Source organism: Larkinella harenae (assembly GCF_054780515.1).
Map to the genome: position 1 here is coordinate 1375713 of NZ_BAAGWE010000002.1, position 25701 is coordinate 1401413.

Annotated in this window: 21 protein-coding genes; 8 read left to right on the top strand and 13 right to left on the bottom strand. The window is 53.2% G+C overall.

The window, feature by feature from the left end:
- Positions 1-76 precede the first annotated feature (76 nt).
- From ACYVH9_RS16690 to ACYVH9_RS16705, 4 genes are all read right to left on the bottom strand, one after another.
- Positions 77-715 (bottom strand): carbonic anhydrase, encoded by a 639-nt coding sequence (locus ACYVH9_RS16690; RefSeq protein WP_460637506.1) that lies wholly within the window; start codon positions 713-715, stop codon positions 77-79.
- A gap of 239 nt (positions 716-954) precedes the next feature.
- Complete coding sequence (locus ACYVH9_RS16695; RefSeq protein ID WP_460637507.1) at positions 955-1563, bottom strand: RNA polymerase sigma factor; 609 nt, start codon at positions 1561-1563, stop codon at positions 955-957.
- 503 nt (positions 1564-2066) lie between these two features.
- Entirely contained in the window at positions 2067-5516 is a 3450-nt protein-coding gene (locus ACYVH9_RS16700; protein ID WP_460637508.1) for a ThuA domain-containing protein, read from the bottom strand.
- Positions 5517-5580: 64 nt separating this feature from the next.
- Complete coding sequence (locus tag ACYVH9_RS16705) at positions 5581-5787, bottom strand: hypothetical protein (RefSeq protein WP_460637509.1); 207 nt, start codon at positions 5785-5787, stop codon at positions 5581-5583.
- A 114-nt stretch (positions 5788-5901) separates the two neighbouring features.
- Here ACYVH9_RS16705 and gloA2 point away from each other — a divergent pair, with 114 nt between their 5' ends.
- Entirely contained in the window at positions 5902-6294 is a 393-nt protein-coding gene (gene gloA2 / locus ACYVH9_RS16710; protein ID WP_460637510.1) for an SMU1112c/YaeR family gloxylase I-like metalloprotein, read from the top strand.
- Here gloA2 and ACYVH9_RS16715 read toward each other — a convergent pair.
- The 6 genes from ACYVH9_RS16715 to ACYVH9_RS16740 form a co-directional block, all read right to left on the bottom strand.
- Positions 6291-6848, bottom strand: a complete 558-nt coding sequence (locus ACYVH9_RS16715) for a hypothetical protein (protein WP_460637511.1) — start codon at positions 6846-6848, stop codon at positions 6291-6293. The two genes, gloA2 and ACYVH9_RS16715, sit on opposite strands and share 4 nt — an antisense overlap.
- The gene (locus tag ACYVH9_RS16720; protein WP_460637512.1) at positions 6845-7987 is read right to left on the bottom strand and encodes an efflux RND transporter periplasmic adaptor subunit; all 1143 of its coding nucleotides are present in this window, start codon (positions 7985-7987) and stop codon (positions 6845-6847) included. Before ACYVH9_RS16720 ends, ACYVH9_RS16715 begins: the two co-directional genes overlap by 4 nt.
- Positions 7984-11211, bottom strand: coding sequence for an efflux RND transporter permease subunit (locus tag ACYVH9_RS16725; RefSeq protein WP_460637513.1), 3228 nt, complete (start codon positions 11209-11211; stop codon positions 7984-7986). Before ACYVH9_RS16725 ends, ACYVH9_RS16720 begins: the two co-directional genes overlap by 4 nt.
- 8 nt (positions 11212-11219) lie before the next feature.
- The gene (locus ACYVH9_RS16730; RefSeq protein WP_460637514.1) at positions 11220-12671 is read right to left on the bottom strand and encodes a TolC family protein; all 1452 of its coding nucleotides are present in this window, start codon (positions 12669-12671) and stop codon (positions 11220-11222) included.
- Between the two features lie 111 nt (positions 12672-12782).
- Positions 12783-14084, bottom strand: coding sequence for a hypothetical protein (locus tag ACYVH9_RS16735; protein ID WP_460637515.1), 1302 nt, complete (start codon positions 14082-14084; stop codon positions 12783-12785).
- A 147-nt stretch (positions 14085-14231) separates the two neighbouring features.
- The gene (locus ACYVH9_RS16740) at positions 14232-14825 is read right to left on the bottom strand and encodes a Crp/Fnr family transcriptional regulator (protein WP_460637516.1); all 594 of its coding nucleotides are present in this window, start codon (positions 14823-14825) and stop codon (positions 14232-14234) included.
- Positions 14826-14986: 161 nt separating this feature from the next.
- Here ACYVH9_RS16740 and ACYVH9_RS16745 point away from each other — a divergent pair, with 161 nt between their 5' ends.
- The 3 genes from ACYVH9_RS16745 to ACYVH9_RS16755 all read left to right on the top strand — a co-directional run bounded on the left by ACYVH9_RS16745 (position 14987) and on the right by ACYVH9_RS16755 (position 17528).
- Positions 14987-15403 carry an OsmC family protein gene (locus ACYVH9_RS16745; protein WP_460637517.1) on the top strand — a complete coding sequence of 139 codons (417 nt, stop codon included), beginning with the start codon at positions 14987-14989 and terminating at the stop codon, positions 15401-15403.
- 176 nt (positions 15404-15579) lie between these two features.
- Positions 15580-16257, top strand: a complete 678-nt coding sequence (locus tag ACYVH9_RS16750; protein WP_460637518.1) for a response regulator transcription factor — start codon at positions 15580-15582, stop codon at positions 16255-16257.
- Positions 16254-17528 (top strand): sensor histidine kinase, encoded by a 1275-nt coding sequence (locus tag ACYVH9_RS16755; protein WP_460637519.1) that lies wholly within the window; start codon positions 16254-16256, stop codon positions 17526-17528. Before ACYVH9_RS16750 ends, ACYVH9_RS16755 begins: the two co-directional genes overlap by 4 nt.
- Before the next feature lie 11 nt (positions 17529-17539).
- Here ACYVH9_RS16755 and ACYVH9_RS16760 read toward each other — a convergent pair whose 3' ends face one another.
- Positions 17540-18598, bottom strand: a complete 1059-nt coding sequence (locus ACYVH9_RS16760; RefSeq protein ID WP_460637520.1) for a winged helix DNA-binding domain-containing protein — start codon at positions 18596-18598, stop codon at positions 17540-17542.
- Between the two features lie 96 nt (positions 18599-18694).
- Positions 18695-19222: a DinB family protein gene (locus tag ACYVH9_RS16765; RefSeq protein WP_460637521.1), complete on the bottom strand. Its 528-nt coding sequence runs from the start codon at positions 19220-19222 to the stop codon at positions 18695-18697.
- 133 nt (positions 19223-19355) lie between these two features.
- On the opposite strand from ACYVH9_RS16765, the gene ACYVH9_RS16770 reads away from it, so the two are divergent.
- The 4 genes from ACYVH9_RS16770 (at position 19356) to ACYVH9_RS16785 (ending at position 22762) form a co-directional block, all read left to right on the top strand.
- The gene (locus ACYVH9_RS16770; RefSeq protein ID WP_460637522.1) at positions 19356-20225 is read left to right on the top strand and encodes an arylamine N-acetyltransferase family protein; all 870 of its coding nucleotides are present in this window, start codon (positions 19356-19358) and stop codon (positions 20223-20225) included.
- Between the two features lie 125 nt (positions 20226-20350).
- Entirely contained in the window at positions 20351-21028 is a 678-nt protein-coding gene (locus ACYVH9_RS16775; protein ID WP_460637523.1) for a response regulator, read from the top strand.
- Between the two features lie 102 nt (positions 21029-21130).
- Complete coding sequence (locus ACYVH9_RS16780) at positions 21131-21331, top strand: hypothetical protein (RefSeq protein WP_460637524.1); 201 nt, start codon at positions 21131-21133, stop codon at positions 21329-21331.
- Positions 21332-21385: 54 nt separating this feature from the next.
- Entirely contained in the window at positions 21386-22762 is a 1377-nt protein-coding gene (locus ACYVH9_RS16785) for a sensor histidine kinase (protein ID WP_460637525.1), read from the top strand.
- 26 nt (positions 22763-22788) lie between these two features.
- Here the strand turns inward: ACYVH9_RS16785 and ACYVH9_RS16790 are convergent, their stop codons facing one another.
- Positions 22789-25455, bottom strand: coding sequence for a DUF7133 domain-containing protein (locus ACYVH9_RS16790; RefSeq protein WP_460637526.1), 2667 nt, complete (start codon positions 25453-25455; stop codon positions 22789-22791).
- Positions 25456-25701 lie beyond the last annotated feature (246 nt).

A 25701-nucleotide genomic window follows, 5' to 3' on the forward strand; every position in this document is an offset into this window, starting at 1 on the left:
TTCCCGCTAGATAAAGCAACAGGCCGGAATCGTTGTGATTTCGGCCTGTTGCTGCTTCATAACCCGCTATTAACCGTTACAGAATCGGCTCATTGAGGTTATAAATTTCCTTGATGTATTTCAATTTCTCCTGAAAATCAATTTTCAGATCAATCAGTCTTCCAGTACTGATGTCAAATACCCAGCCGTGGACCGTAAGACCCCGATCGCGAACGGCTTCCTGAATGGCGGCTGTTTTCAGCAAGTTTACACACTGCTCTTCCACATTCAATTCCACCAGACGGTTGTAACGGGCGTCCATATCCTCAATGGCATTCAACTCATCGCGGTGCAACCGGTATACATCCCGAATATTGCGTAACCAGGGATTCAAAATACCCATATCGACGGGTTGCATGGCCGCCTTGACGCCCCCGCAATTGTAGTGTCCGCAGACCACTACATGGTTGACTTTCAGATGCCGAACGGCGTAATTCAACACCGACATTACGTTCAGATCGACGTTGTTGACCAGGTTGGCAATGTTTCGGTGGACAAATGCCTCACCGGGCTGAATACCCATCAGGTCTTCAGCCGTCACGCGACTATCCGAACAGCCAATGTAGAGTATTTCGGGTTGTTGCCCTTTCGACAGGTCACGAAAGTAATTTTCATTATTCGCCAGTCTTTCGGCAATCCACTTTTCGTTGTTTTTGAAGATGCTTTCAATATGCATGGAACAGGATGTTAAATGACGCTAGAATAAAGACATCGTTAAGCAAATTCTAATATCTTCTTAACACGCTTCTAAGAAAGTTCCGGTTAGTTTGTATCCAACGGTTGAACACCAACTCTGAACTGGAGTGCTGGATGATCCGTACCCATCATCTTTCTACCGTATAGTGCGTTTTTAGGTTTGTCTAACAAGACCCGATAGCCATCGAACCTCTTCGATGGCTATTTTGTTTCGGTCTCTTACTGAAGGAAACATAACACAATCAACCAATATTTAAAAAAGGCAATCTGACTTTTAAGGGAAGATAAGGCTTTGTACAGCAAATTGGCCACGGATTGTCGGTTGATTTCCATAAGTTCGGCAATTTGCTCATTTTCCAGGCCCTTGTAAAATTTCAAGAAAACCACCTCCTGCTGCCGCTTCGGAAGCGACTCAATGGCTTCCCGCACCTTACGCTGGCTCTCCGAATCCGCTTCATTCCGTTCGATGGTTGTCTCCACGGTTTCCCAATCGGAAAGCTGGCTGATTTCCTGAAAATAAGGCACCGAAACCGCGTGCTTGCTCCGGCGAAATTCCTGAAGCACCTGGTTGCGGAGCGATTTGAAGAGATAAATGGAAACGTACTGAATGGAGATGGTCTGGCGTTTCTCCCAGATGTTGATAAAAATTTCCTGAATGGAGTCTTTAATGAATTCGCGATCAGTCGTAAAGTTGGTTGCGTAATTAAAAAGAGAACGGTATTGCGATTCGGCTAATTGGCAAAAAGCCAGCTTGTCTCCGGCTTTTGATCGATGCCAGAGTTCCAGTAAATAGCTGTTCTCTTCGACTATACGTTTCCGTTGTTCCAACTTACTTAATAACGATTGAAAAGTAAAATAACAGCATTAACAATTAAAACATAAATAAAAAACCGACGATTGGCGATATATGCAACGAAAAACTGCTAAAATGCCATATCACCAAAATAATATTACGCACACCGTCCCCTTGTTTATTAACCGTACATCAGCCAAAAGGCTCCCAAATAATCAGGCATCCGTTTATTTTCAAGCCGGAAGTTAGCTTTTCACCTTCTGCTATACCTTCAGGCCCTGCAACTTTTACGACCGGAATCGCCCGGCATTCGACAATAGCTAAATATAAAAATGCAATTTAATGCACAAATAATTTAATTCTTAAATTTATCGCTCTGTACATCGAATCAATGAGGTCATTTGGAGTCCTTTTTTCATTTTTAGCCCTTACTCCCATGAAAAAGCTCAAGGACCTGTAAAATACGAAAGGCAGAAAACGGTTTTCTGCCTTTCGTGATGAGTGAGGTATTGCGCGCCGACACGGGAGTGCAACGCTATTACTCCCGAAATTCAACGCTGGTCAGCTTCAGAACCGAATCGTTGGGTTTGGTGCGTTTGATGGCAAAAAAGTAGACATCATGCCGCCCACTGACGGGTTTGTCCACCTTACCGGTGAGCACTTTCAACTTGCTCCAGTCTCCGCTGGGGGTGTAGCTGGTTCGGCTAATCACCGGCCCGGCCTGCGAATCAATCCGGACTTCAATTTCACCCGCGTTGTCCGAAGACGCATATTCGTAGACGAACTGCCTGATATTCGTCAAGTCGATGTTTTTGAGCAGAATATACGCTTTGTGTCCACCTTGTGAAAGGTTCTTGCCAAACCGGGAAAAACCGGGGTGTGCATCGGCATAAATCGACATTACTTTGGCATTCCGCAACGTAACGGTTTCCGTTCCGGTCAACGGGCCAACCACCTGCCCGCCTTTATCGGTATACGACGCCAGCAGGGTATATTGCCCGTTGGCTTCGTCTTTCTGATGATCGTTCAAAGTCAGGGAGCCTTGCAGCGGAACGGTTTTGGGTTCGCGGGGCTTATCGGTCAGCGAGAAGATATAACGAACCATTTCCTGCGCATCAGCTACAGCGATCTGCGGATGGGCGCTCATCACGTGTATTTTTCCCCAGTTGCCCCCACCGCCGTTGATGATTTTGGTTGCCAGCTGTTCCAGCGCGCCCGTTTCGTTTTTATACCGCTGGGCCACTGCCAGCAACGAGGGCCCTACCGATACTTTATCGATCGTATGGCAGGCTTTGCAATCACTGGCGTCCATCAGCACCTTGCCCGGTGGATTACTCACCATCACCGATGTGGGTGATTTGGGGGCGTTCGGATCGAGCGTGCTCGGCTGCGGATTGTAGATATACGCTACCTTGATGCGTTTCGGGTCTATTTTGCCATCTTCCTTATCCTGCACCTTCACGGCATAGGCAAACGGTTTTCCTTCCCAGAAAAACGACTTGTTCTGGGCACTGGCAATAGCAACCGACGGTTTGGCATTACCGACTTTCACGATAACAGTATCGCGACCCACCAGGCCTGCGCGGTCAGTTACGTTCAGAATGGCTTTGTAAACACCGGGCTTCGTAAACGTATAGCTTGCGTTCGGTGTCGTAGCCCCCACGTTTTTGCCATTGAACAGCCATTGGTACGTCACCTCATTATCGTCATCCAGATCACGGCTTCCGCGGCTGCTGAACATTACCCGCAACGGTGCCGGACCGGCGGCTTCGCGTAAAATCGGAAAATTCCGGCGTTCGGACGTTAAAAAAACCGTTCGATCCAGAAGGTTCTCGACCGCCGTATCCTGAACACTGGCCTGCGCAATGGGAGCCCGGTTGCCAGTGTTGTATTCAATTTTCACCAGCCGCGCATCTTCGTTGTCGGCTCCATACACCGACCCGTATTCCAGCATGTACATGACGCCATCCGGTCCAAAATCCAGGTCAATCGGGCGTCGAAAATCACCATTGGCGGGCATGAAGGGTTCGCTACGCACGTAATTTTCCTGCTCATCGAACGTCAGCGCCAGCACCCAGTTGCGCATCCAGTCGAACACAAATAGCTTTCCGTCGTAATAATCCGGGAATTTATTCACCGACGATCCGGCTTTATTGTACGTATAAAACGAACCCGCCATAGCACTGCGCCCCCCAAAGCCCAGCTCCGGAAATTCCTCCGAAGGCGTGTACGGATACCAGATCATGGCTGGCATGGCGGGTGGCAACTGGTTCAGCCCTGTATTATTCGGCGAGTTGTTGACGGGTGCCGCCGGATCGAATTTGGAACCAGCGGTTTTGGTTGCAAAGTCCCATTTTACGTAGGCGTAATTGTTGCCCACAAAGTACGGCCAGCCAAAATTTCCGGCTTTTTTAGCCTGGTTGAATTCATCATAACCGCGTGGGCCCTGCTCGCCTTCCTTGCCCGCGTCGGGGCCAATTTCGCCCCAGTACAAAACCGAAGTTTTGGGATTAACCGCAATGCGGTACGGATTTCGGCACCCCATCGTGTAGATTTCGGGGCGGGTTTTAGCCGTGCCTTTGGGGAACAAGTTTCCGGCCGGAATCGTGTAAGAGCCATCAGCTTCGGGATGGATGCGAAGCACCTTGCCTTTGAAATCGTTCGTGTTGGCCGACGAGCGTTGGGCGTCCAGGCTGTAAAACTCTTTCCCCGGGCGTTCATCCATCGGCGAATAACCGTCGGATGGAAACGGGCTGGAGCTATCACCGGTTGATAAGTACAAATTCCCGTCCTTGTCCCAGGCCAGCGAACCGCCGTGGTGCGAACCACTGACTTTTTCCACGGGCACTTTCAGCAAAATCTTTTCCGACGCCAGATCGAGGGTGTTGTTGGCCCGAACGGTAAATCGCGAAAGCTGGAAATTGATTGGCTCCTCCGTCTGACCGCCGGGGGCGTAATACACAAAAATGTGTCCATTTTTGGCGAAGTTCGGATCGACGGTCACCCCAATCAGGCCCGTGCCTCCGGCGTAGGTGATCGGAAACTTGTGGACCAGCGCGTGTTTCCGGGTTTTGGTATCGTACACCGAGAGGTTGCCCTGCAATTCGGTAAAAAAGATACGGCCGTCGGACGTCAGTGCCAATTCCATGGGCGAAGCCAGGTCATTAACCAGGATGGTTTTCACGAAACGGTTGGGCTCCGGGGTTATTTTGGCGTAGGCCTTCTTATAATCCAGCGCCTTTCCTTCCCCGATGGCGTATTTGATGCCGCCTAACAAATGTTGGAGAAACAAGGGTTCGCTAAAGCTCTCGTCGGTATGGCCGTGGCCGGTATAAAAAGCCCGCCCGCCGTCAAACTCGTGGTACCAGCTGATTGGATGATTGGCACCGTTGGTTCCGCCTTCATAACTGTTTTCGTCGAGATAAGTCAGCGTTTTGATGCCCGTGTAAAACGAGCGGTAGTTGTACCATTCGTCGGTTCGCTCCCAACGATCCGGCAGTAATGCAGTGGATGCGTGGCGTTTATTGGTGACCTCAACGGTGGCCTTCCGGACGTTCGGATTGTGCGGGTGGCTGGCAAAATGCGCCCCCATCAGTTTGCCATACCAAGGCCAGTCATATTCAGTATCAGCGGCTGCATGAATGCCGACATAACCGCCACCGGCCTGAATGTATCGTTCGAAAGCGGCCTGCTGCTCGCCGTTCAAAATGTTACCGGTTGTGTTGTTGAAAATAACCGTTGCGTATTTTTTCAGGTTTTCATCCGTAAACCAGGCGGCATCTTTGGTCGTATCCACCAAAAAATTGTTCTCCTTCCCCAGCTTCTGAATGGCCGTAATGCCGAACGGAATCGAGGTATGTTTCCAGCCTTTGGTCTTCGAAAACACCAAAACCCGAACCGAGTCAGCCACCCGGACGGTCATGCTGGAATGCAGGAAGAATGTGATACTGAGAATAAAAAGTGAGCTAATTCGCATTATGAATGACATAACTTAGACCGTAGGTTATTGGTTTTTCAATTCGGGATCAAACGTTGTTATAAATTTTTCTTTTTCAATTCGTTAACCGCATGGTCGGGGTATCGGTTTGGGGAATGATCGTGTCCACAACATCCGTCAGCACACGATCCAATTGGGGAGTTAAAAAAATGGGTACGGTTTTTACCGCAGCCGGATTCCAACGGCTGGCCCAGGCCGGAAGCACCAGCAAACCGCTAGTGGCCGTTGCCAGATTTTTAAGGGCAATTCTTCGCTTCATCATAGTACATTTGGGTTCAGAAAACCCTGATTATACGTATAAAGCAACACGTGCCACAAATCTGCTTTATAGTTATAAAAAATGTTACTATTTTCTTACTGAAACACCCCTGTTTATATGCTGCAACTCAAGCACGTTCACCACATTGCCATTATCTGCTCCGATTATGAACGGTCGAAGCATTTTTACACGGAAATACTTGGCTTGGAAATCATGCAGGAGATATACCGTGCCGCGCGCGATTCGTACAAGCTGGACCTGGCGCTGAACGGACGGTATGTCATCGAGCTATTTTCGTTTCCCAGCCCGCCCGCGCGCCCTTCGCGGCCCGAAGCCTTGGGGTTGCGGCATCTGGCGTTTGCGGTTGCAGATGTAGAAAAAGCAAAAGCCGCACTGGAAGCGGCTGGCGTGGCGGTGGAACCCATCCGGGTCGATGAACATACCGGGCGACGGTTTACGTTCTTCAGCGATCCGGATGGGTTGCCTCTGGAGTTTTACGAAGAAAATTAGTGGCCTGTCGACCGTTGCTGGAGTGCCGTTTGCTGGCGGCAATGCTCGTAGGCTTCGATCAGTCGGTTGTGATGCTGACGGGTTTTGAGCCAGGTACGGGCGGACGTTTGCTGAATCACGTCCTGCATACACGGATATTTAACAAAAGCCGCTTCCAGGTTATGCCGGTTTAAGGACAGCACCGGTTCGTCGGGCGTCACACTGAAAAAGTAGTGTTCCGTGGCGCCCTCCCCAAACTCCGACTGGCGGTAGAGCGTCAGCGTTTTTTCCTCGACCACTTCGTAGGTTTTGCCCAGATACAACCGGAATAGCCTTCCATTGGTCTGCTGATACCCCCAAAGCTGCTCGGTGGGTGCGACCTTTTTCTGGCCCGCGTCCGTCGTGACCTGAACCTGATACGGATGCCAGTGGACTTTCACCGCCCGCACATCCGGCGTCTGAAGCTGGTAGCCCCCCGCGTCGGTACGGTACACCAGTTGGTAATGATCCCGGTGGGGGCGGCAGCCCTGAGCCAGGAACACAACCGCCCACAAGAAAAATAAGTACCTTTTCATTTCCGACTGGTGTTTACAACCTGACCATCGCGGATTTCTTCCGATGCAATCCGGACAATGGGTTCACCGGCGCGCAGTCCGCCAAATACTTCCACCAGACTGTCGAGCGTGTTGCCTTTTTCGACGGTCACCCACTCGGCTTTGTTGTTGTTGACCCGAATGACAAACGTTTTCTCGCTGGAGCTGACCACGGCGGTTTTCGGAACAAACAGCGTGGAAGCCGTCCGTTCAACCGGCAGCCGAACCTCGGCGTACATGCCGGGCTTGAGCAGATTGGTCTTGTTGTCCACATCGAACTCGGCCATCATCGCCCGGTTGGCTTCCACCAGACTCTGGGCGCTCCGGGCCAGTTTTGCGTTGAACTGCTGCTCCGGCATGGCGCTGACGCTAAACGAAACCGTGCTTTTGTTGGGCAATTGGTTTGCAAACGTTTCTGGAACGGCTACCGTCAAGCGCAGCGTCCGGCTATCTTCCAGTACAAACAGCGGTTTGGCGTTGCTGTCCCCCGCGCCCACCAGCGCCCCGGCGCTGACGTTCCGTTCGGTGATGACGCCGTCGAAGGGAGCCGTGATGGTCAGGTACTGCCGCAGTTCCTTTTTGGTCTGGTAATTGGACCGGCTGGCCTGAATCGTGCCCGTGGCAACGGCTACCGTCGCGCTGTCGGCCAGCATCCGGGCTTCGGCCTGATCAAGTTCGTGCAGCGAAACGGCCCCTTCCACTTTGCTGGTTTGCAGCAGGCGGTTATACGTGAGCCGACTGGCGCGGAACCGGGCCTTCTGCTCGTTGATGGCGGCTTCCTGAGCCTGCAACTGGGCCTGGGCCTGCGCCAGTTCCGACAGTACTTCCGGCGCGTCGAGCACCGCCAGTACCTGCCCTTTGCGAACAACCGAACCCCGGTCGACGCGCACATCGCGGATAAACCCTTTCACTTTGGCGTACAGGCTCACCCGGTTCCAGGGCTTCAGTTCGCCCGGCAGAACAATCTGTTTGCTGGGGCGTAGGGTTTGCACTTCCGCCGTAGCCACCTGTTGCACTTCGGGTGACTTGACGGTTTTCTTTTCTTCACTGGAGGCTGTGGTGCAGGCCGCCATACCGGCTGCGGCAACAACGGGCCAAACAAGGTTTAAAAGCGGTTTCATGCGACAGTACTCAAGGGTTGGTGATAAAATTTGCTTTCCGGATCTTCCGGATCGAGGGATACCGATTGGAGGGCGGCTTTGGTCTGGAACTGCGTAAATACACAGGGCAGAATCAGCAGGGCCGCCAGCGTGGAGGCAATCAAACCGCCGATCACGGCCTGACCGAGCGGGGCAATCTGGTCACCACCTTCGCCCATGCCCGATGCCATCGGCACCATCCCGGCAATCATGGCGATGCTGGTCATCAGAATCGGACGAATCCGGCTGTTGGCCGCCAAGACCACGGCTTTGCGCGTATCGCCAATCTCCAGCCGCAAGTTTTCGGCGTTCGTCACCATCAGAATGGCGTTGGCCACCGACACGCCCACGGACATAATCAGGCCCATGTACGATTGCAGGTTGAGCGTTGCTCCGCAGGCCAGCAGCATCAGTAGGGCTCCGGCTACCACCGCCGGAATGGCCGCCAGAATCACCAGCGACAGTTTAAATGATTGATAATTAGCCGCCAGCAGCAAAAAGATAATCACGATGGCGACGAGCAGACCAGTTTGCAGACTGCTAAGGGTTTCCGTCAGCAGGTTGGTTTGACCGCCCATCTCGACCAGGACGCCCCGGGGTGGTTCGCCCGCATTTTTGATGGCTTGTTCAACGGCTTTCTGGGCCGAACCCAGGTCTTTTTCCTGCAAGTTGGCCGTGATCGTCACCAGCCGGTTCGGGCCAGCGCGGTCGTATTCACCGGGGGCCGTGCCTTCTGTGAAGGTGGCAACGTCCGACAGCAAGGGGTGCATTTCGCCACTTTTCAACGGGATATTGCCGATGTCGCTGGCGCTGCTCATTTTGTATTCCGGAATCTGCACCTGTACCTGATAGGCCAGCCCCTTCGATTCGTCGAGCCAGAGGTTTTTATCAGTAAACCGGCTGGAGGAGGTAGCCGCCACCATCGACCGGGCCACCTGCGTGGACGTAACACCCAGTTGTCCGGCGCGTTCGCGGTTCAGGGTAACGTTCAGGACGGGGTATTGCAGCGGTTGGGCAATCTGCACATCGCGCAGAAAATCAATTTTCGCCATTTCGGTCCGGATCTTGTTCGCAAACCGTCCGGCTTCGGCTAGGTCCTTGGCGGCAACCGTCACCTCGATTGGCGTGGACGCACCCTGGCTCATGATTTTTTCGGTCAGCTCGATGGGTTCGAACGAAATAGCCGCCGTGGGCAGGGCTTTGGCGATGCGCCCCCGCAGGTCTTCTTTCAGATCGTCCATCTTTACCGGATGTTCTTCGTTGAGCGAAACCTGCAAAACCGCTTCGTGGGGGCCGCTGTTGAACACGAAGATGTTGGACGTACCGTAGCTGGATGGCACCGTGCCGACGTAAGCTGACGAAATTTCGACATTGTCCGCCCCAACGGCTTCCTTGATAATATTCAGTACCTTCAGCGTCGCCATCTCGGTGCGTTCTACCCGCGTTCCGTCCGGAATTCGCAGGCGCATCTGGAATTGGTGGCTGTTGCCGTGCGGCAGAATGTCCGTTCCGATGACCATGAAACAGACGACAATAACCGCCAGACTGCCCACCAGATAACCACCTACCACCAGCCCCCGGCGATTCAAGACTTTTTCAAGGACAGCCGAGTACCGTTGCTTGAACTTGTCAAAACCGGTTGGATTCTTGGTCGGGTGGGCGGCTTCATCGAGGATGGAATGACGTTCGGCCGCATCCAGCGCCAGCGTTGGCGCTTCATGTTCCGGGTGGCTTTTTAGCAGCCAGTTGGCTAATACCGGCACGAAGGTCTGCGAGAGCAAGAACGAAACGATCATGGCAAACCCCACCGACAGCGACAGCGGCAGAAACATCGAGCGCGGCACCCCACTCATCACGAACGCGGGCGCAAAAACCGCCAGAATCGCCAGTAGAATCAGAAATTCCGGGAAAACGATTTCCTTACAGGCATCCCAGATGGCCACGGCTTTGGGCTTGCCCATTTCCAGGTGCTGGTGAATGTTTTCGATGGTTACCGTCGCCTGATCGACCAGAATCCCGATGGCCAGCGCCAGTCCGGAAAGCGTCATGATGTTGATGGTTTGCCCGAACAGATTGAGCATCAGTACAGCCGCCAGAATGGATATCGGGATGGTCGTGATTACGATGATCACGCTCCGCCAGTCGCGCAGGAACAGCAGCACCATCAAACCCGTCAGTGCCGCGCCCAGAATCCCTTCCGTGACCAGGCTTTTGAGGGCGTTGGTCACGTAAACCGACTGGTCGAATTCGTAGGAAATCTTCACGTCTTCCGGGACGGCCGCGCGCAGTTCGGGCAGGGCTTTGCGGATGTTGTTGACCACATCGAGCGTCGAAGCATCCGACTTTTTGACCACCGGAATGTAAACCGCCCGCCGTCCATTGACCAGCGCGTAACTCACCGTTACGTCGGCTCCGTCTTCCACCGTGCCAATGTCGCGCACAAACACCGTCGGGCCGGCCCCCACGCGGATCGGAATGTTCAGGAAGTCTTCGGGCCGCTTCACCAGCGAATTCACCGGCGTCATCAGGGCTTTGTCGCCAATCCGGATGTTACCGGCGGGCGAGGGCTGGTTGTTGGTGACAATCGACTTGATGACTTCTTCGGGTGTGAGTTGGTAACTGCGCACGAGTTGCGGATCGACCTTGATAATGACCGTTCGCTGGTTACCCCCGAACGGCGGGGGGCTGGATACGCCCGGAATCCGGGAGAACATCGGCCGCACCCGCGACGACGCGTAATCCTGAATTTCGTTCAGTGAACGGCTCTGGCTTTCAAAAACCAACTGCCCCACCGGCACCGAACTGGCATCGAACCGCACCACCTGGGGCGGCACGGTTCCTTCCGGCATGTAAGCCTTGGCCCTGGAAACGTTGTTGGCGACTTCGGCAGCCGCCTGCGCCATGTCGGTACCCGGGTAGAACGAAAGTTTGATCAGCGATAATCCCTGAATGGTTTTAACGTCGATGTCGCGGATACCGGAAACGTACAGAAAGTGGTCCTGGTAACGGGTAGCAATAAAGCCGTCCATCTGGTCGGGGGCCATCCCGCCGTAGGGCTGGACGACATAAATGGTGGGTAAATCCAGATTCGGGAAGATATCCACCGGAATGGTTACCAGCGACAGCCCCGAAAAAAACAGGATACCGAGCACCAATACCACCACCGAAATGGGTTTCCGCAGGGCAGATCGAATGATTTGATACATAGAATGGACTAGTTAAGCTGGTTCATGAAGATTGATAAGTCGCCCTCGGCCGCAGCCTTCAGGAGCAGAAACCGCCAGACGTTGCTGGTGGCAACGTAGCCATCGGTTTCGGCCCGGTTGAGGGTGACAAAACTTTGCAGGAGCGTGGGCAGATCGGCCAGACCGTTTTGGTAGCGGGCCTGGGCCTGATTGTAGGCCTGCCGGGCCGCCCGGAGCTGAACGGGGGCCTGCCGGGCCTGTTCCAGACCAACCGAAAGCTGGGTTTCGGCTTCCCGGTTTTGGCGGGTGATGCGCAGTTGCTGGTCGTTGTAGAGTTGCCGAAACCGCTCGACCTGAAACTGCTCACTACGGTAATCGTGCTTGAGCCGCAGGGTATTGGTCAGGTTCCAGCGGGCCACTACCCCAAATAGGTAGTTCGAGGCTTGATACCCCAGGCCCCGGTTGAAATCCATGCGGAACGATTCGTCGTCATTCGCGAAACCTGACCCCCGCGCCCAACCCGCCCCGACGAGCGAAATAGACGGCAGCATGGCCCGTTGCAAGGCCGTGCTCCGGGCAGACGATAAATCCATTTGCGATTGGAAAAGCCGCAGAACCGGATTTTTCGGCGAAATAGAATCGGATTGAAAACGGGTTTGGGGCAGCGTCGTGTAAAACCGCATGCTATCGACCCGCAAATCGGTCTGCACCTGGCCGACCAGTTCCGACAGCCGCAGCCGCTGCACCTGTTCGCGCTGCTCGCTTTCCAGCAGTTGCAGCCGGGCACGAACGGCCTCGGCGGTGGCCAGCGAGCTATCGACACCCGCCCGCATCCCGGAGTTAACGCCGGCATCAACCACGTTTTTAAACGTCTGCGCCCGTTCGAAGTTAGCGCGCTGCACATCCACGAGTTTCTGGCTCACCAGCAGTGTCAGGTAGGCGTCGATGACCCGTACCTGGTGCTGAAATAGCTCGTTCTCGTAATCGAATTGCGAACGGTTGAGATCTGCTTCGGCGGCTTTGACATTGGCCTTCACCCGCCCGAAGTTGACAATTCGCCAGTCGATAACGGCGCTGACGAAGCTGCCGGTGGTACCCTGGTAAATGTTGTCGGGCCGGATGCCGCCGGACGTGGAAATGGCCGTTCCTTCGTTGGGGAAAAACGAACCGTTCAGGGCGTTGCTGGTGGCGTAGGTATACTGATCCTGAACGATCATGCTGGGCAGGAATTCCGTTCGGCTGGCCTGAACCCGCTTTTCGGCGCTCTTGACTTCGGCCTGCTTGGATTTCAGAAACGGATACGCCTGTGTACCCTGATCAATGGCCTGCGTTAAGGTCAGCGTTTGCGCCCGGGCGTCGGCATACCAAAGGCTGATTATACATAGTAGCACCGCCAGCACCTTTTGACGGTACTGGCGGGCGTTCGGTGAAGCAGCGGCTTTCCCATGAGGCTTACCACCAAAAAACGAAGCGTGTGTCATCGGAATAAATGGATTGGTTCTGGCAAGAATCGCGACCAATTATTCCACAAAGCAATCGTTCAATTCTGGAAACATTTGGGAAAGTACCCCCAGACCGATGCTTTCCTATTTTTAACGAAGTCGTTTCACGCGAAATTTACAGGTAATTGTTTTTCCGCCCCGGCCGCATTCGCCCTTGGGATACAACATTGCATTGAAATTGCCTTCTACGTACTCACCGGGTTTCGCGGCCCATTTCGTGATCTGAACGGCGCCGTCTGAGTTGACGGTGTTGTAAGGAGATTGGCAACTGCCATAGCCGTCGACATAAATTGTGGAACCGGGACCCATGCTGAATTCAAGGCCCGCCAAATCGAGATTAAAGGCATATTGGCCCGTTCTGGCGGGAAAATTCTTGATGGTGATGTCCAGCACCCGGCGATTGGGAGCGGTGGCGCGGAGGAAAAATTTGCCGTCAAATTCCCCGGTGATGCAGCCCGTCACGCAATCGCCATTGATGTCAAAGGTCTGCTCGCCAAAGGTAAATTTGACGTATTGGTCCGTTACAATTTCAATCGGAACAGGAAAGATCATCTTCATAGGACTCCGGCCAGCAATTTCGCGCGTGACGGGGTCTGTAGCATACTGAAAATTAGCAAACGTAAGGTTAACAAAAACCGGGTTCTTAGCGGGCGTTTGGTTAGGAGCCGTATACGTACAGACCGTTCCGGCGGGTGCCAGCTTTCCTTCGCCGTCTAGCTCCCAGCTCGCTTTCTCGCCATTTTTGCCCGGATAATCTTTCCAAACACTATCCACTAAGCCAAGCTCCACCCCGTCAATGATTTCCAGGTTTCCAATCTGCTGCAATTTCAGAATCGCCTTCTCCCCGACTTTCAGCGTCGTTCGGTCGGCCACCACGCGATAGTATTCGCAGATCTGCCAGTCACTGAAGTGGGTGGTTGTCACTGTCAGCGTTTTTTCAGTGGTATTAAGCGTGGTTTTCGTCACTAGCCGGTACTGGCCATTGGCGTTCTGGTAAGCCAGAAAAAGGGCTTCCGGCACGGTACCTTCCAGCGGGAGATTCGCGTACGAAAGGCGGAGCGTCAGCGGTTTTTCAAACGTCGTTCCTTCGGGCAGCAGCCGGAACGATTCGGAGCGGGCACCAGGCAGGGTGTTTTCAACGGGCTGGATCGAAAATTCCGTTGCTTTGGTAACGGCTCCGGCCGGAACGGTCAACGCAACGCGGCCATCGGTCGTCGCCAGGGTTCCTCCTTCCGCACCGATGGTTTTGGTAATGGCCTGCCCTTTGGGAGCGCCGTGGGGATACGCAGACTGAGTACCCGGTTGGGGAGCTTCGGAAGCGTCTTTCTGGCAGGATACGCAAAACAGGACGCCCAAAAACGCAGCCGTTTTAAAGAAATAATTCAAAAGCATTGTTGTTTCTACGAGTTAATGAGGCAAGTTATCTCCCGAATCATGTGCTCAAAACTCATAAAAGCCTGGATTGCGGCTAGTGCGGTATGAAGTGGACCGAACGACCGCTGAATTGGGCGACTCAATCCTTCCGGATGGCATCAATGATCACCGCCGGGCCACCTGCGCCCGGATGCGGCTCAGGGAGGGGCCTTTGATGCCCAGGTAAGAAGAAATGTGACCGAGTGAAACCCGGTTTAGAATGTTCGGGAAGGCGTCCAGCAAATCCGTGTAGCGTTCCTCGGCGCTCCGCGTCAGCAAACTTTCCGACCGGCTCTGGTTGAACATGAAGTACTGCTCGGCCAGCAACCGCCCGAAGCGCTCCCAGCCGTGCGACTGCCCGTATAAAAGTTGCAGATGGTCACGATCGATCACCATCAGCTCCGCATCCTCCAGGGCTTCAATAAGATACGGGCAGGTCATTTGCGTCAGTAATCCTTTCAGGGAAGTCAGAAAAGCATGTTCCGGAATAAAGTAGAGATTGTGTTCCTGCTCGGTTTTGGGGTCCACATAATACACCCGAAAGAGCCCCTTCAAAATGAAGCCCACCTGCCGACAGACCGAATTCTGAAAATTGAAATAGTCGTGCCGGGCCATCGTCCGGACGTGCCAGAACTTTCGGGCCAGTTGCCAGTCAGCTTCTGAAATACCGGCAAACTGCTGTAAATGGTGGTGTAAGATGGCCTGTTTCGACGAAATCATCTTCTTTAAAATGGGATTGCCCGCCAACAAGTTCCTTGCACGCGTCGCAAAAAATTTAGGTACCTCAGATGCTTTTTAACCTAGGTGAAAAATAAGCCAAAAACCGCCGTCTACCTTTGAATCATCAAAAATAAATCACGAACAACTAAATCAGACTAGCCATGAAAATTACACGCAATGCCTCCGCACACTGGGCCGGAACCGGCAAAGATGGAAAAGGAACCCTGACCACCGCCAGCACCGTTCTGAATCAGACGCAATATTCCTTCAACACCCGCTTTGCCGACGGCATCGGCACCAACCCCGAAGAACTGGTGGCGGCTGCCCACGCGGGCTGCTTCGCCATGCAACTGGCCTTCAACATTCAGCAGGCCGGTTTTGCCGCCGATTCGCTGGACGTAAGCTGCGCCATAACGCTGGAAGACGGCGGAATTACGAGTTCGAAGCTGACGCTGAAAGCGGGCGTACCGGGACTGGATCAGGCAAAATTTGACGAACTGGTTGATCATGCCGAGCACAACTGCCCGATTTCGAAACTGTTCAACACCACCATCAGCGTGGACGCGACCCTGGTATAAACGATTAAATAGCGATTAAAACGGCGGAAGAGGGCTCAACTTCTCCGCCGTTTTTGTTTATCAATCGGTAGCAGTCAGGGAGATACGATTTCTCCCAAAACCGAATGGAATTCAAAATCTCCCAAATCTTTCCAACATTGGCTTCTACTTTAGCGACTTCAAAAAGCGATGACGCAATGAAAGTACTGGTGGTAGAAGACGAAAAAGGGCTGGCCGAAAGCATCACCGATTACATGAGCAAGGAGGGGTATCTTTGCGAAACGGCGAGTACCTTCAGGGAAGCCGACGAGCGGATTTATCTGTATGACTATGATTGCGTGATCGTGGATCTGACGCTGCCCGACGGCAACGGTTTTCAGCTCATCGAAACCCTGAAAAAACTGCTGGCCACCACCGGCGTCATCATCATTTCGGCCCGGAACGCACTGGAAGACAAAATCCGGGGGCTGGAAATCGGCTCGGATGATTATTTGACCAAACCGTTTCACCTCTCGGAGCTGAACGCCCGGGTGAAGTCGCTGATCCGACGGCGGAATTTTAACGGCCATACCGAAATCCGTTTCCGGGAAATTGTGGTCAATCCGTCGGCCCGAAAAGTGTACGTCAACGGCCAACTGACGGTTTTGTCACGGAAAGAATACGATTTGTTGCTATATTTTCTGTCGAACATCGACGTAGTACTGACCAAAGTGTCGATTGCCGAACATTTGTGGGGCGACAACATCGATTCAGCGGATTCGCTGGACATGGTGTATTCGCACATTAAAAACCTGCGCCGGAAGTTGCTGGAAAAAGGCGGGTCGGACTACCTGCGTTCGGTGTACGGAATCGGGTACAAATTTGGAGAATCTTGAAACTACTGGCCAAAACAAACCGTATTTACCTGGCGTTTTCGCTGGTTGTCTACCTCTTCGCCGGGCTGGCCTTTTATCAGGTCGTCCGGTTTCTGATTTACAAAGAAGTGGAAAGCCGCCTGCGGGTGGAGCGACTCGATTTTGAGAATTACCTCAAGACGCATAAAAACTGGTCGGACACCACCTATTTTGTCGAAAACAAGATTGACGTTGACCCAGTTAGCCCGCACACGCGGCAAACGGAGACATTTATCGATACGCTGATCCAAAACCGGTACGACAACGAGCTGATGCCGTTTCGGCAACTTACTTTTTACGTGCCCATTCAAGGCGTCACGCACCGGGTTGCTATCCGGAAGTCACTCATTCAATCGTACCAGCTTATTGAAGTCATCACGGTAACAATGGCGGCCTGTCTGGGGCTGCTGTTGCTGGGTACATTCTGGTTTCAGGGCAAGCTGTCGGGGCGGCTCTGGCATCCTTTTTACGAAACGTTGGCCCGCATCAAACGCTTCAACCTGGCGAGCACGACGCCCCTGGATCTGGATAAGCCCGAGATTAACGAGTTTCGCGAGTTGAACGAGGTCCTGCAAAAGATGGGCGATAAAATGCAGCAGGATTACCGCAGTTTGAAAGAGTTTACCGAAAATGCCTCCCACGAAATCCAGACCCCGCTGGCGCTGATCAACGCCAAAGTGGAGCAGCTCATTCAATCGGAGAAACTCACCGAAACCCAAACCCGCTGGATCGAAGACATCTACCAGGCATCCCGGCGCATGGCCCGCCTGAATCAGGGACTACTTCTGCTGGCCAAAATCGAAAACCAGCAGTTTACCGACAATCACCCCGTCAACCTGACGGCTTTGCTGGCCGAGAAACTGAATGCGATGGAGGAAGTGCTGCTTCATAAACAGATTACCGTTCAGCTTCAAATCAAAAAACCGTTGGAGGTGCAATTGCCCACGGCCCTGGCCGAAAGCCTGGTAACGAACCTGGTCAATAATGCCATCAAGCACAACCATACCGCTGGCCGGGTCGAATTAACCTCGGATGGCGAGCAGCTCTGGATCAGCAATACCGGCAATCCGCTGACAGCGGCTCCGGAACGGTTATTCGAGCGGTTTAAGAAAGAAGGAACGGGCCCTGACTCGGTGGGGCTGGGCCTGGCCATCATCAAGGAAATCTGCGAAAATTACGGATTACGAGTGCGATACCAGGAAGAATACGGCTGGCACCGGTTTTGCATTTCCCGAAAGCCCGACGAGGAATAAACCGTTCATTGTCACCCCCAAAACGCCTGATACCGATCCATAGCGGCCAGCAGTGCCTCTTGTTGCGCGCTGTTTAAGGAAACAAATAAATTGGTTTCTACCAAAAACGAATGCTTCGTTTTCTTCCGGTTCCAGGTTCCCACAACCCGCCCGTCAGCCACAATTACTGGACTAAAAATACCGTTTCCGGCTTTGGCAACCTGCGTTGGACTCAGTCCACTGAGCGGAGCACTGCGGTTTTTGTAAGCCACTAAATACTCATCGTAAACCGGCAACAGAAAAACCGTCGTTGTCTCCCTTGCCAAATCGGGCGTTGCGGCTGGCATCCAATAGGTTTGACCGTCGACCTCCGCCGACAGAAAATCCGCTTTCACTAATTCAATGGCGGTTTTAATCTCCGTCAGCGTCAGACTCGACCACCAGCCGAAATCTGCCAGCGTGGCCGGACCGTGGCTGGCAAAATACCGCCGGGTTAGTTTGGCCAGTGCTTCTTCGCGCGACAGGCTACCAGTTTTAGGAACCCATTCGTCGAGCAACGCAAACGTAAACTCGTTACCACTTCGAATACCGTGGCAAATCAGCCGGTCGTACGAAGCCCGACCGAGCAGAAGGCCCAGCCGGTTTTCGTTCGTTGGAATTCCGGCTTCGTCCAGCAATTTTTTTAGCTCGCTGCGTTTCCGTTCTTTCCCGCCTTCCAGCGCTTTGGTCATCACGCTGTAGCTTTTCGCAATGACGGTTTCCGCCAGCTCATTTCGGCGCAGGTAACCAGCGTATAGGGCGTGCGAGCGCGGGTGAATCAGTTCCAGCAACCAGTGAATATCGGTGGCTGCCACCCAATGCAGGGTTCCACGCATCGGCCAGGTCCGGATGATGGTTCGATGGGCCAACGCCCGTTCTATATCTGCTTCCGTGCTGCCGGGTAGCCGATTTCCCAGCGCCCATTTTGCGGGGGCGTACTCCTGCCCCTGAACCGCCCCAAACCAAGCCACCACCTCGGCGGGCGTCGCCAGTGTTGGCTGCGCCAATTGCTGGCTATACAGCCGGTATCGAATGATGTCCGCGTGCGTCATTTCGTGTAGAGAGGTTAGACCAGAGACGAAAGAAACGAAATTGTTACTGTCTTTTTTCCCTCTCGTCTAACTTCTCTTATCTAGTTATTCATCTGTTTACTTCATCAAAAAATAAAAACTGTAATCGGTCATGGGTGCATCCGTCAGACCCAGATTGCGCCCGATCGTGACCACCTGTCCGCGGTGATACGTGCTGTGATTCAGGCAATGGTGCGCAAACTCAAGCCGTGACCGAACTCCTTCGGCCCAGGGAGAGGAGAAGATCACCTCTTCCTGCAATTCGGCTTCGGTCAGCGACTGGAGGTAATCCGCCAGCTCAACCGATTGGTCCACAATCCCCTCGAAAACATCTTCCACGGTTCCTTCAAAACCGACCCAGATAAACGACGTCGGGGCTGGCACCTGCTGTAGCACCGACAGCCAGAACCGCTGTGTATCCCAGATGTGCAACAACGTCTGTTTCAGGCTGGGGTAGCTCGACGGAACGGTTTGCTCCATCAGCGCAATGGGTTTCGCTTTCAGCCAATCGACCAGTTGCTGATTGGCCCACAGGTTGTAAATTGCATAGTCGGTGACGAAAGATGCCAACGTCAGTTCGGTTTTTTCTGCCAATGCGTGTGCCATGATGCTTTTGGTTTTCGTGTGACACAAAGAAACAATCAACTTGTGACAGCCCTATGTCAGCAGCAAAACCGTGTTTTTCAATTTATTGAAAAATTTACTACGTTATTTTTCACGCCAGATCGTTTTTCCAGCTATGACCCAACAACCTCAGCCACAGACCACGGCACCACCACCTTCCGAAATCCACCTCGACGCTTATTTTCGTCGTATCGGGTATACGGGAGAACACAGGGCGACCCTCGAAACGCTCCAGGAAATCCAGCGTCTGCACACGGCGACCATCCCGTTTGAAAACCTCAATCCGTTGCTTGGCCTGCCGGTTTTACTCGACCTCGAATCGCTGCAACAGAAAATGGTGTACGGACGCCGGGGTGGGTACTGTTTCGAACAGAATCAGTTGCTGCGCCACGTGCTGCTCGCCTTGGGCTTCCGGGTGCAGGGCCTGGCCGCCCGCGTTCTGTGGAACGTTCCGGAAGGCGTTGTCAAAGCCATCAGTCACAAACTTTTGAAGGTAACCGTGGGTGACGACTGGTACCTGGCCGATGTGGGTTTTGGCGGTCTATCGCCCACCGGGCCTATCAAGCTCGAACTGAATACCGTGCAGGCCACACCCCACGAACCATTTCGGCTGATCGAGGTCAACAACGAACTGGTATTACAGGCTCAGGTGAAAGACGAATGGCGGCCCCTATACGGTTTTACATTGCGCGAACACCTGGCTCCCGATTATGAAATGTTCAGCTGGTATTTGTGCCACCATCCCGAATCCTATTTCCGCACAAACCTGGCCGTAGCCCGCTCCACCGCCGACCGCCGGTATGGTTTGCGCAATACCGTTTTTACAACTCACCACCTGGGCAGAGAATCGGAACAACGCAACGTGGCCAGCGTTGCCGAAATCCGAGCGATTCTCGATGAGATTTTTTGGATTACCTTGCCCGAAACCGCCCACCTCGACGCCACGCTGCAACGGCTGATCGACGAAGCGATTGATGTCCGGTAGTGGTCCGATGGATTTTGTACCGCAACCCATTAAGGGATTATTTTTGCCCTTTCTGTCGGCAGCCCGGTTGCTGTAACAATCCGGTTCGCGAACCGTTAGATAACTGAATAACTGGTTTTTGTAGCATGAAAATACTCGTAGTTGAAGATGAGCCCAAAACCCTGCAAGCCATTCGGCAGGGCCTGGAAGAAACCCAGTATGAGGTAGACATTGCGTATGATGGCCTGATTGCCAAACGGCTGGCATTGAAAAATACGTATGCCGCCATCATTACCGACGTCATTATTCCGGGCCTGAACGGTTTTGAGCTAATTCGGCAACTGCGGGCCGAAGGCATCACCACACCGATTTTACTACTGACGGCTTTGGGCGAAACCGCCGATAAAATAACGGGCTTCGATGCCGGAACGGATCAGTACCTGACCAAACCGTTTCAGTTTTCCGAATTGCTGGCGCGCGTTCGGGCTCTGACCAAACGCGGTACCCACGTAGCCATAACCGCCCAGACGTTGCGGTTTGCAGGTATTGAAATGAACCTGGACGCCAAAACCGTGAGCCGCGACGATCAGCCAATCGACCTGACAGCCCGCGAATTTGCCCTGCTCGAATACCTCATGCGCAACCAGGGCCGGGTGTTGTCAAAAGTCGATATTGCCGAACAGGTGTGGGACCTAAACTTCGACGCCGGAACGAACATCGTTGAAGTGTATATCAATTACTTACGCAAAAAAATCGACAAGGATTTCCCGAAAAAACTGATCCATACGCAGTTTGGGATGGGCTACGTTCTCCGGGAAGAATAAATGACATATGAATGATTTCTAAGTGAATTCTAAGGAATTACTTAACCCTGTTTAAGAACTTTAGGCCTGTTTTGTAGTCAAGCGTGTTTTTTGCGACACAATATGACTTCTAATCGACGGTATAGCCACTCATTCGAAAATAGCCCGGGCCACCTGACACGCTCCCACAAGCGTGTGTCCCCTTCGAATCCGGCACCACGGGAGCCCTGGCAACCCGACTGGTTGATGATTCTGATGGTGGGTCTGTTCGTCCTGACGCTGATGATTGCCTGGCTGGTCGATATTCCCGCTTTGCTGCGGTAAACGGTTTTTAGGTCACCGTTTCTGGTACGACAACACGCTATTGAACGCAACGGTATGACCATCCGCACCCGTCTGACACTCCGCTTCACTGGTCTGGTTTCGGCTATTCTGGCCCTGGCTTTTACCTGTCTTTATGCTTTCTGCTGGTACTTTATCTCGTCTGATTTTTACCGGCGGCTCGACCGAAAAGCCAATACCGTCGGGGAATTGTTGATCCGGCAGAAAATGGGCCCGGATCTGCTGAAACAGCTCACCCAGGTTCGCAAAGACCAGCTCCCAGCGCAGAAAATAGCCGTATACGACGGGCACAACACGCCGATTTTTATCACCAATGAGCGGGCTCCGCTTGCGGTTTCTACCAAAGAACTGGATGCTATTCGGAAGAAAACCAACAAACGGTTTCGGCAGGATGCGGCTTACGTCATCGGGGTGCGGTACGAAACGGCGTCGGAGCAATATGTTGTATTGGCCAGTGCCGAAAACCTGTACGGCGACCAGTTTCTGCTCCGAATGCTGGGCGTTCTGATGGGTTTATTCAGCGTCATCATCGGGCTGGTGGCACTCGCGGGCTGGCTTTACGCGGGCGAAGCGCTACGCCCCATGCAACGGATGGAGCAGCAATTGAACCACATTTTTCCGAATACGCTGCAAGGACGCTTGCCGGTCAGCCATGAAAATGATGAAATCAGTCGTTTGTCAATCACCGTCAACCGACTGCTCGACCGCATCGACGAATCGTTTCGGCTCCAGCGCATGTTTGTGGCCAATGTTTCGCACGAACTTAAAAATCCGCTGACACAAATCAGCTCCCAACTGGAAGTAGCGCTGCTCAACCGGCGGGAATCAGCCGTTTACGAAAAAACCATCCGTTCTGTACTGGACGATGTCGGCGAGCTATCCACGCTTACGCGGGAACTGTTGCAGCTTTCCAAGATTAGCCAGGAGTCGGCCACGGATTTGCTGACGGACTCGGTGCGGCTGGACGAAGTTGTCTGGGACATTCGGGAAGAAGTCAAGGCCATCCATACCCATTACAATGTGAGTGTCCATTTTGAGGAGCTGCCCGACGATTTTAACCAACTGACCGTGCCGGGCAATACCGCACTTTTGCGCACTGCCTTAAAAAACCTGACGGAGAATGCCTGCAAATTTTCGGACGATGGGCAAGCCCGAATTGAGGTTCGCTTCAACGAAACGTCGGTCCTGATCAGCGTAGAAAACAACGGTGCGCCCATCCCCGCCGACGACTTACCGTACATTTTTGAGCCTTTCTACCGCAGCCGTCAAACCGCCGAAACCCGGGGCTACGGCGTTGGTCTTTCCCTGGTCGAACGCATTGTCCGGCTCCACCAGGGAACTCTATCTGTCACATCCGGCCAAGGCCAGCCCACGGTTTTCCGGCTGGAACTGATGCGTGAAATCAGCGCGTAAACAAACGCCGACCTCCCGCCAATAAGTTACTTTTTCTGCTGAGACAGGAAGGTAATCAGCGAAGCAAATTCTTCGTACGATAAGGCATTGGCCAGACCTGACGGCATCATGGAGGTTTCTAGTTCTTTGCGTGCAATGATGTCACTCGCTTTGATGGTGTAAACCTGTCCGGCAATATCCCGCAGCACCAGGCGCGTGGAGCTTTCTTCGGTTACAAAGCCCATGTAGGTTTTATTTCCTTTTGCCGTAATCTGTACCGTAGCAAAGCCTTGGGAAATCGACGCATTCGGTTTTAGAATTGACTCGGCAATTTGCTCCCGGTTCATAATCGAACCAATTTGCCCCATGAACGGCCCTTTCATCGGCTCGCTCTTGCTGAGGCTGTGGCAGGCAATACATCCTTGCTGGGTAAACAGTTTGCGGCCCAGCGCCGGATCGCCCGGAATCTTCGCCATGGCCAGCATAACGTCCTCAATCGACGCTTTGCCCACTTGCCCTTTCTGGTTCCGGATTTTCTCCAGATCGACTTTCGTTTCTTCTTTGACCGCCACGACCTCTTCGCCCCCGAACTCCGTAATTTCCATGCGGTGCCGCTCATTCAGGTCCGCAAAAAATGGTTTTTCAGCCTCACTCGCTTTTTTCCATTCGTTCATCAGAAATTCCCTGATCGCGGGCGAAGACTCCCATGTAATGCCTTTGTAGTACGGACCGTGGGTATCGGGTCGGGTGCTCCACCACCACGAACCGTCGTAATCTGCTTCCTTCTTATAAAGCCGCGACAACGTCGTCAGAATCTGCTTTTTCAGGTTTCCATCGGACGTTTTCCCATAAGCTACCAGTAAACCGTTCACCGCTTTGGTATCGTGCATGTACCGCAATGCCCACAGCGCCAGGGCCGATTGTTCGGTTCCAATGGCATTGATACAGGCATCAACCGCATTCAGGCTCACTAGCGCCCGCACCGCCATATGGCCCGGCACAATGGCCGCATTGGGTGTTGCGTGTGGTCCTTCCGTGCCTTTCGCCGGGGCCACAAACGAAGCCGGAACGCGCACCTGCAACAAGGCCGGAGCGGCTTCTAGACGACCCAAACGCCCCAAACCAATCGTTGCAGCCAGCCGCACGCGTTCAGAAGGGTCTTTCAACCCCTGAAAAAATGGCTCCATCGGTACGGTTTTGAGGTACGGTTTTCGGTCGGACAACGCCCGCAGGGCATACTCCCGAACGTCATTTTCAGCGGCTAGTTTTACTAGCTTGGGCGTTCCTTCTTCACCAACGAGCTGCGCGTAGGTATACATGCCCGCGATCCGGACCGGCAGCGACAAACTTTTGTCTTCCGCAACGGCCCAGGCGGCCTGGGCCGCATTTTTGGCGGGACGCGTCAGCAATTCCTGCTGGGCCGCCAGTCGAGCCACGGAACTTCCTGACTTCAGCAAGGATACCAGTTCCTTAACGGACGATTTTTTAAGATTCGGAAAGGCTTTATACGTCCAGCTTTTCGGAACAACCCGTACGACGTACCCTTTGGCCGGATTGCCGGAGTACCCCGCCCCATCCCAGGCCGACAGATACATCCGTCCTGACGCATCGACATCGACATCCGTAATCTGGGGCAATTTGATGAATTCTTCCTCTTTCTGGGTAAACGTCGGACCGTCCGGCGTCACGCGGTGAATATAAAGCTGGCTTCGTCCCCAATCGGCCATCATCGGAACGTTGTTGTACTTTGCCGGCCAGGTAGCATCGTCCATAAACAGCGAACCTGTGCCGGAACCGCCCCCCAAATCAACCAGCGCCGGAATGATTTCGTCGGTAAAATGCTTGAACAATACCGGATAACCGTATTCGCCCGATTGAATCTGGTGGCTGAACCGGATGTTCCAGCCGCCCCCGTCGTTGGTATTATCCCGTGTAAAAACGTTCATATAGGGGTCGATGGCCACGTCGTAGATATTCCGCAAACCGTGCGAGAAAACCTCCATTTCGGTGCCGTCTGGCCGCACCCGCACAATGCCTCCGCCGAGCTGCGTCATTTTTTTTCCGGAACGATCCACGGCACCGTGGAAACCGAAATCCCCGACGGCGATGTAAATCCAGCCGTCAATTCCCATCCGAATCCCGTTGGTAGCATGGTCGGTGCCCCGGCTTTGCAGAAATTTAGGCGAGCTAATGTTCTGAATTAACGGTTTGGGTGTTCCGTCGGCCACGCCATCCCCGTTTTTATCCTCAAAAACCACCAGATCCATCCCGCTGGCTTTGCCAGTTTCCTTCGAAAAGGTGGTATGAAGGACAAAAACCTGATCCCCGCTGGCAATGATTCCGCGCGGATTGTCCACCATCGCAAATTGGGTGTGCTGGTCAATTTTACCGTCGTTGTTACGATCCACCAGCTTGATTACATAGCCCTTCCCCGGCGTTTTGCCCAGCGACCCGATCATATCAACCCCAACGAACACTTCGCCGGTGGGCGCTACGGCCAGACAGGCCGGGCTGGGTGTCAGATCAGGCCCGGCAAAGTTGGTAATTACCAGTTCTTCAGGATCGGCGGCAGGCGAAAAACCGCTCCGTTCGGATTCAGGATTTGTCTGCGCCCGAAAATCGGTCAGCACTTGCGTTTCAGAAGTGCCCAGATTCCCGATAAGCCCGATCAGGAGCAGGAAAACATAAACAAAACTCAGGTAAATTTTCAGCATGATTACGTACAGATAAGACTACTCGCTGGCCCGTCCACCAACCCTACACGAAATAAGTTTACTTTACGGACAAATAAAAATTGGTTTATTCTAGGATAAACCCCGACAAAATGCTGGTTGTAATCATTTCATCCGTTGGCATAAGCCTCCAAACTAGCCTTTGCCAGACGACACCAAGCATTAAGTGAATTCTAATCGTATATTAAGCCCTACCTAAGGTATTCATTACAGTTTGGTGCTACTACG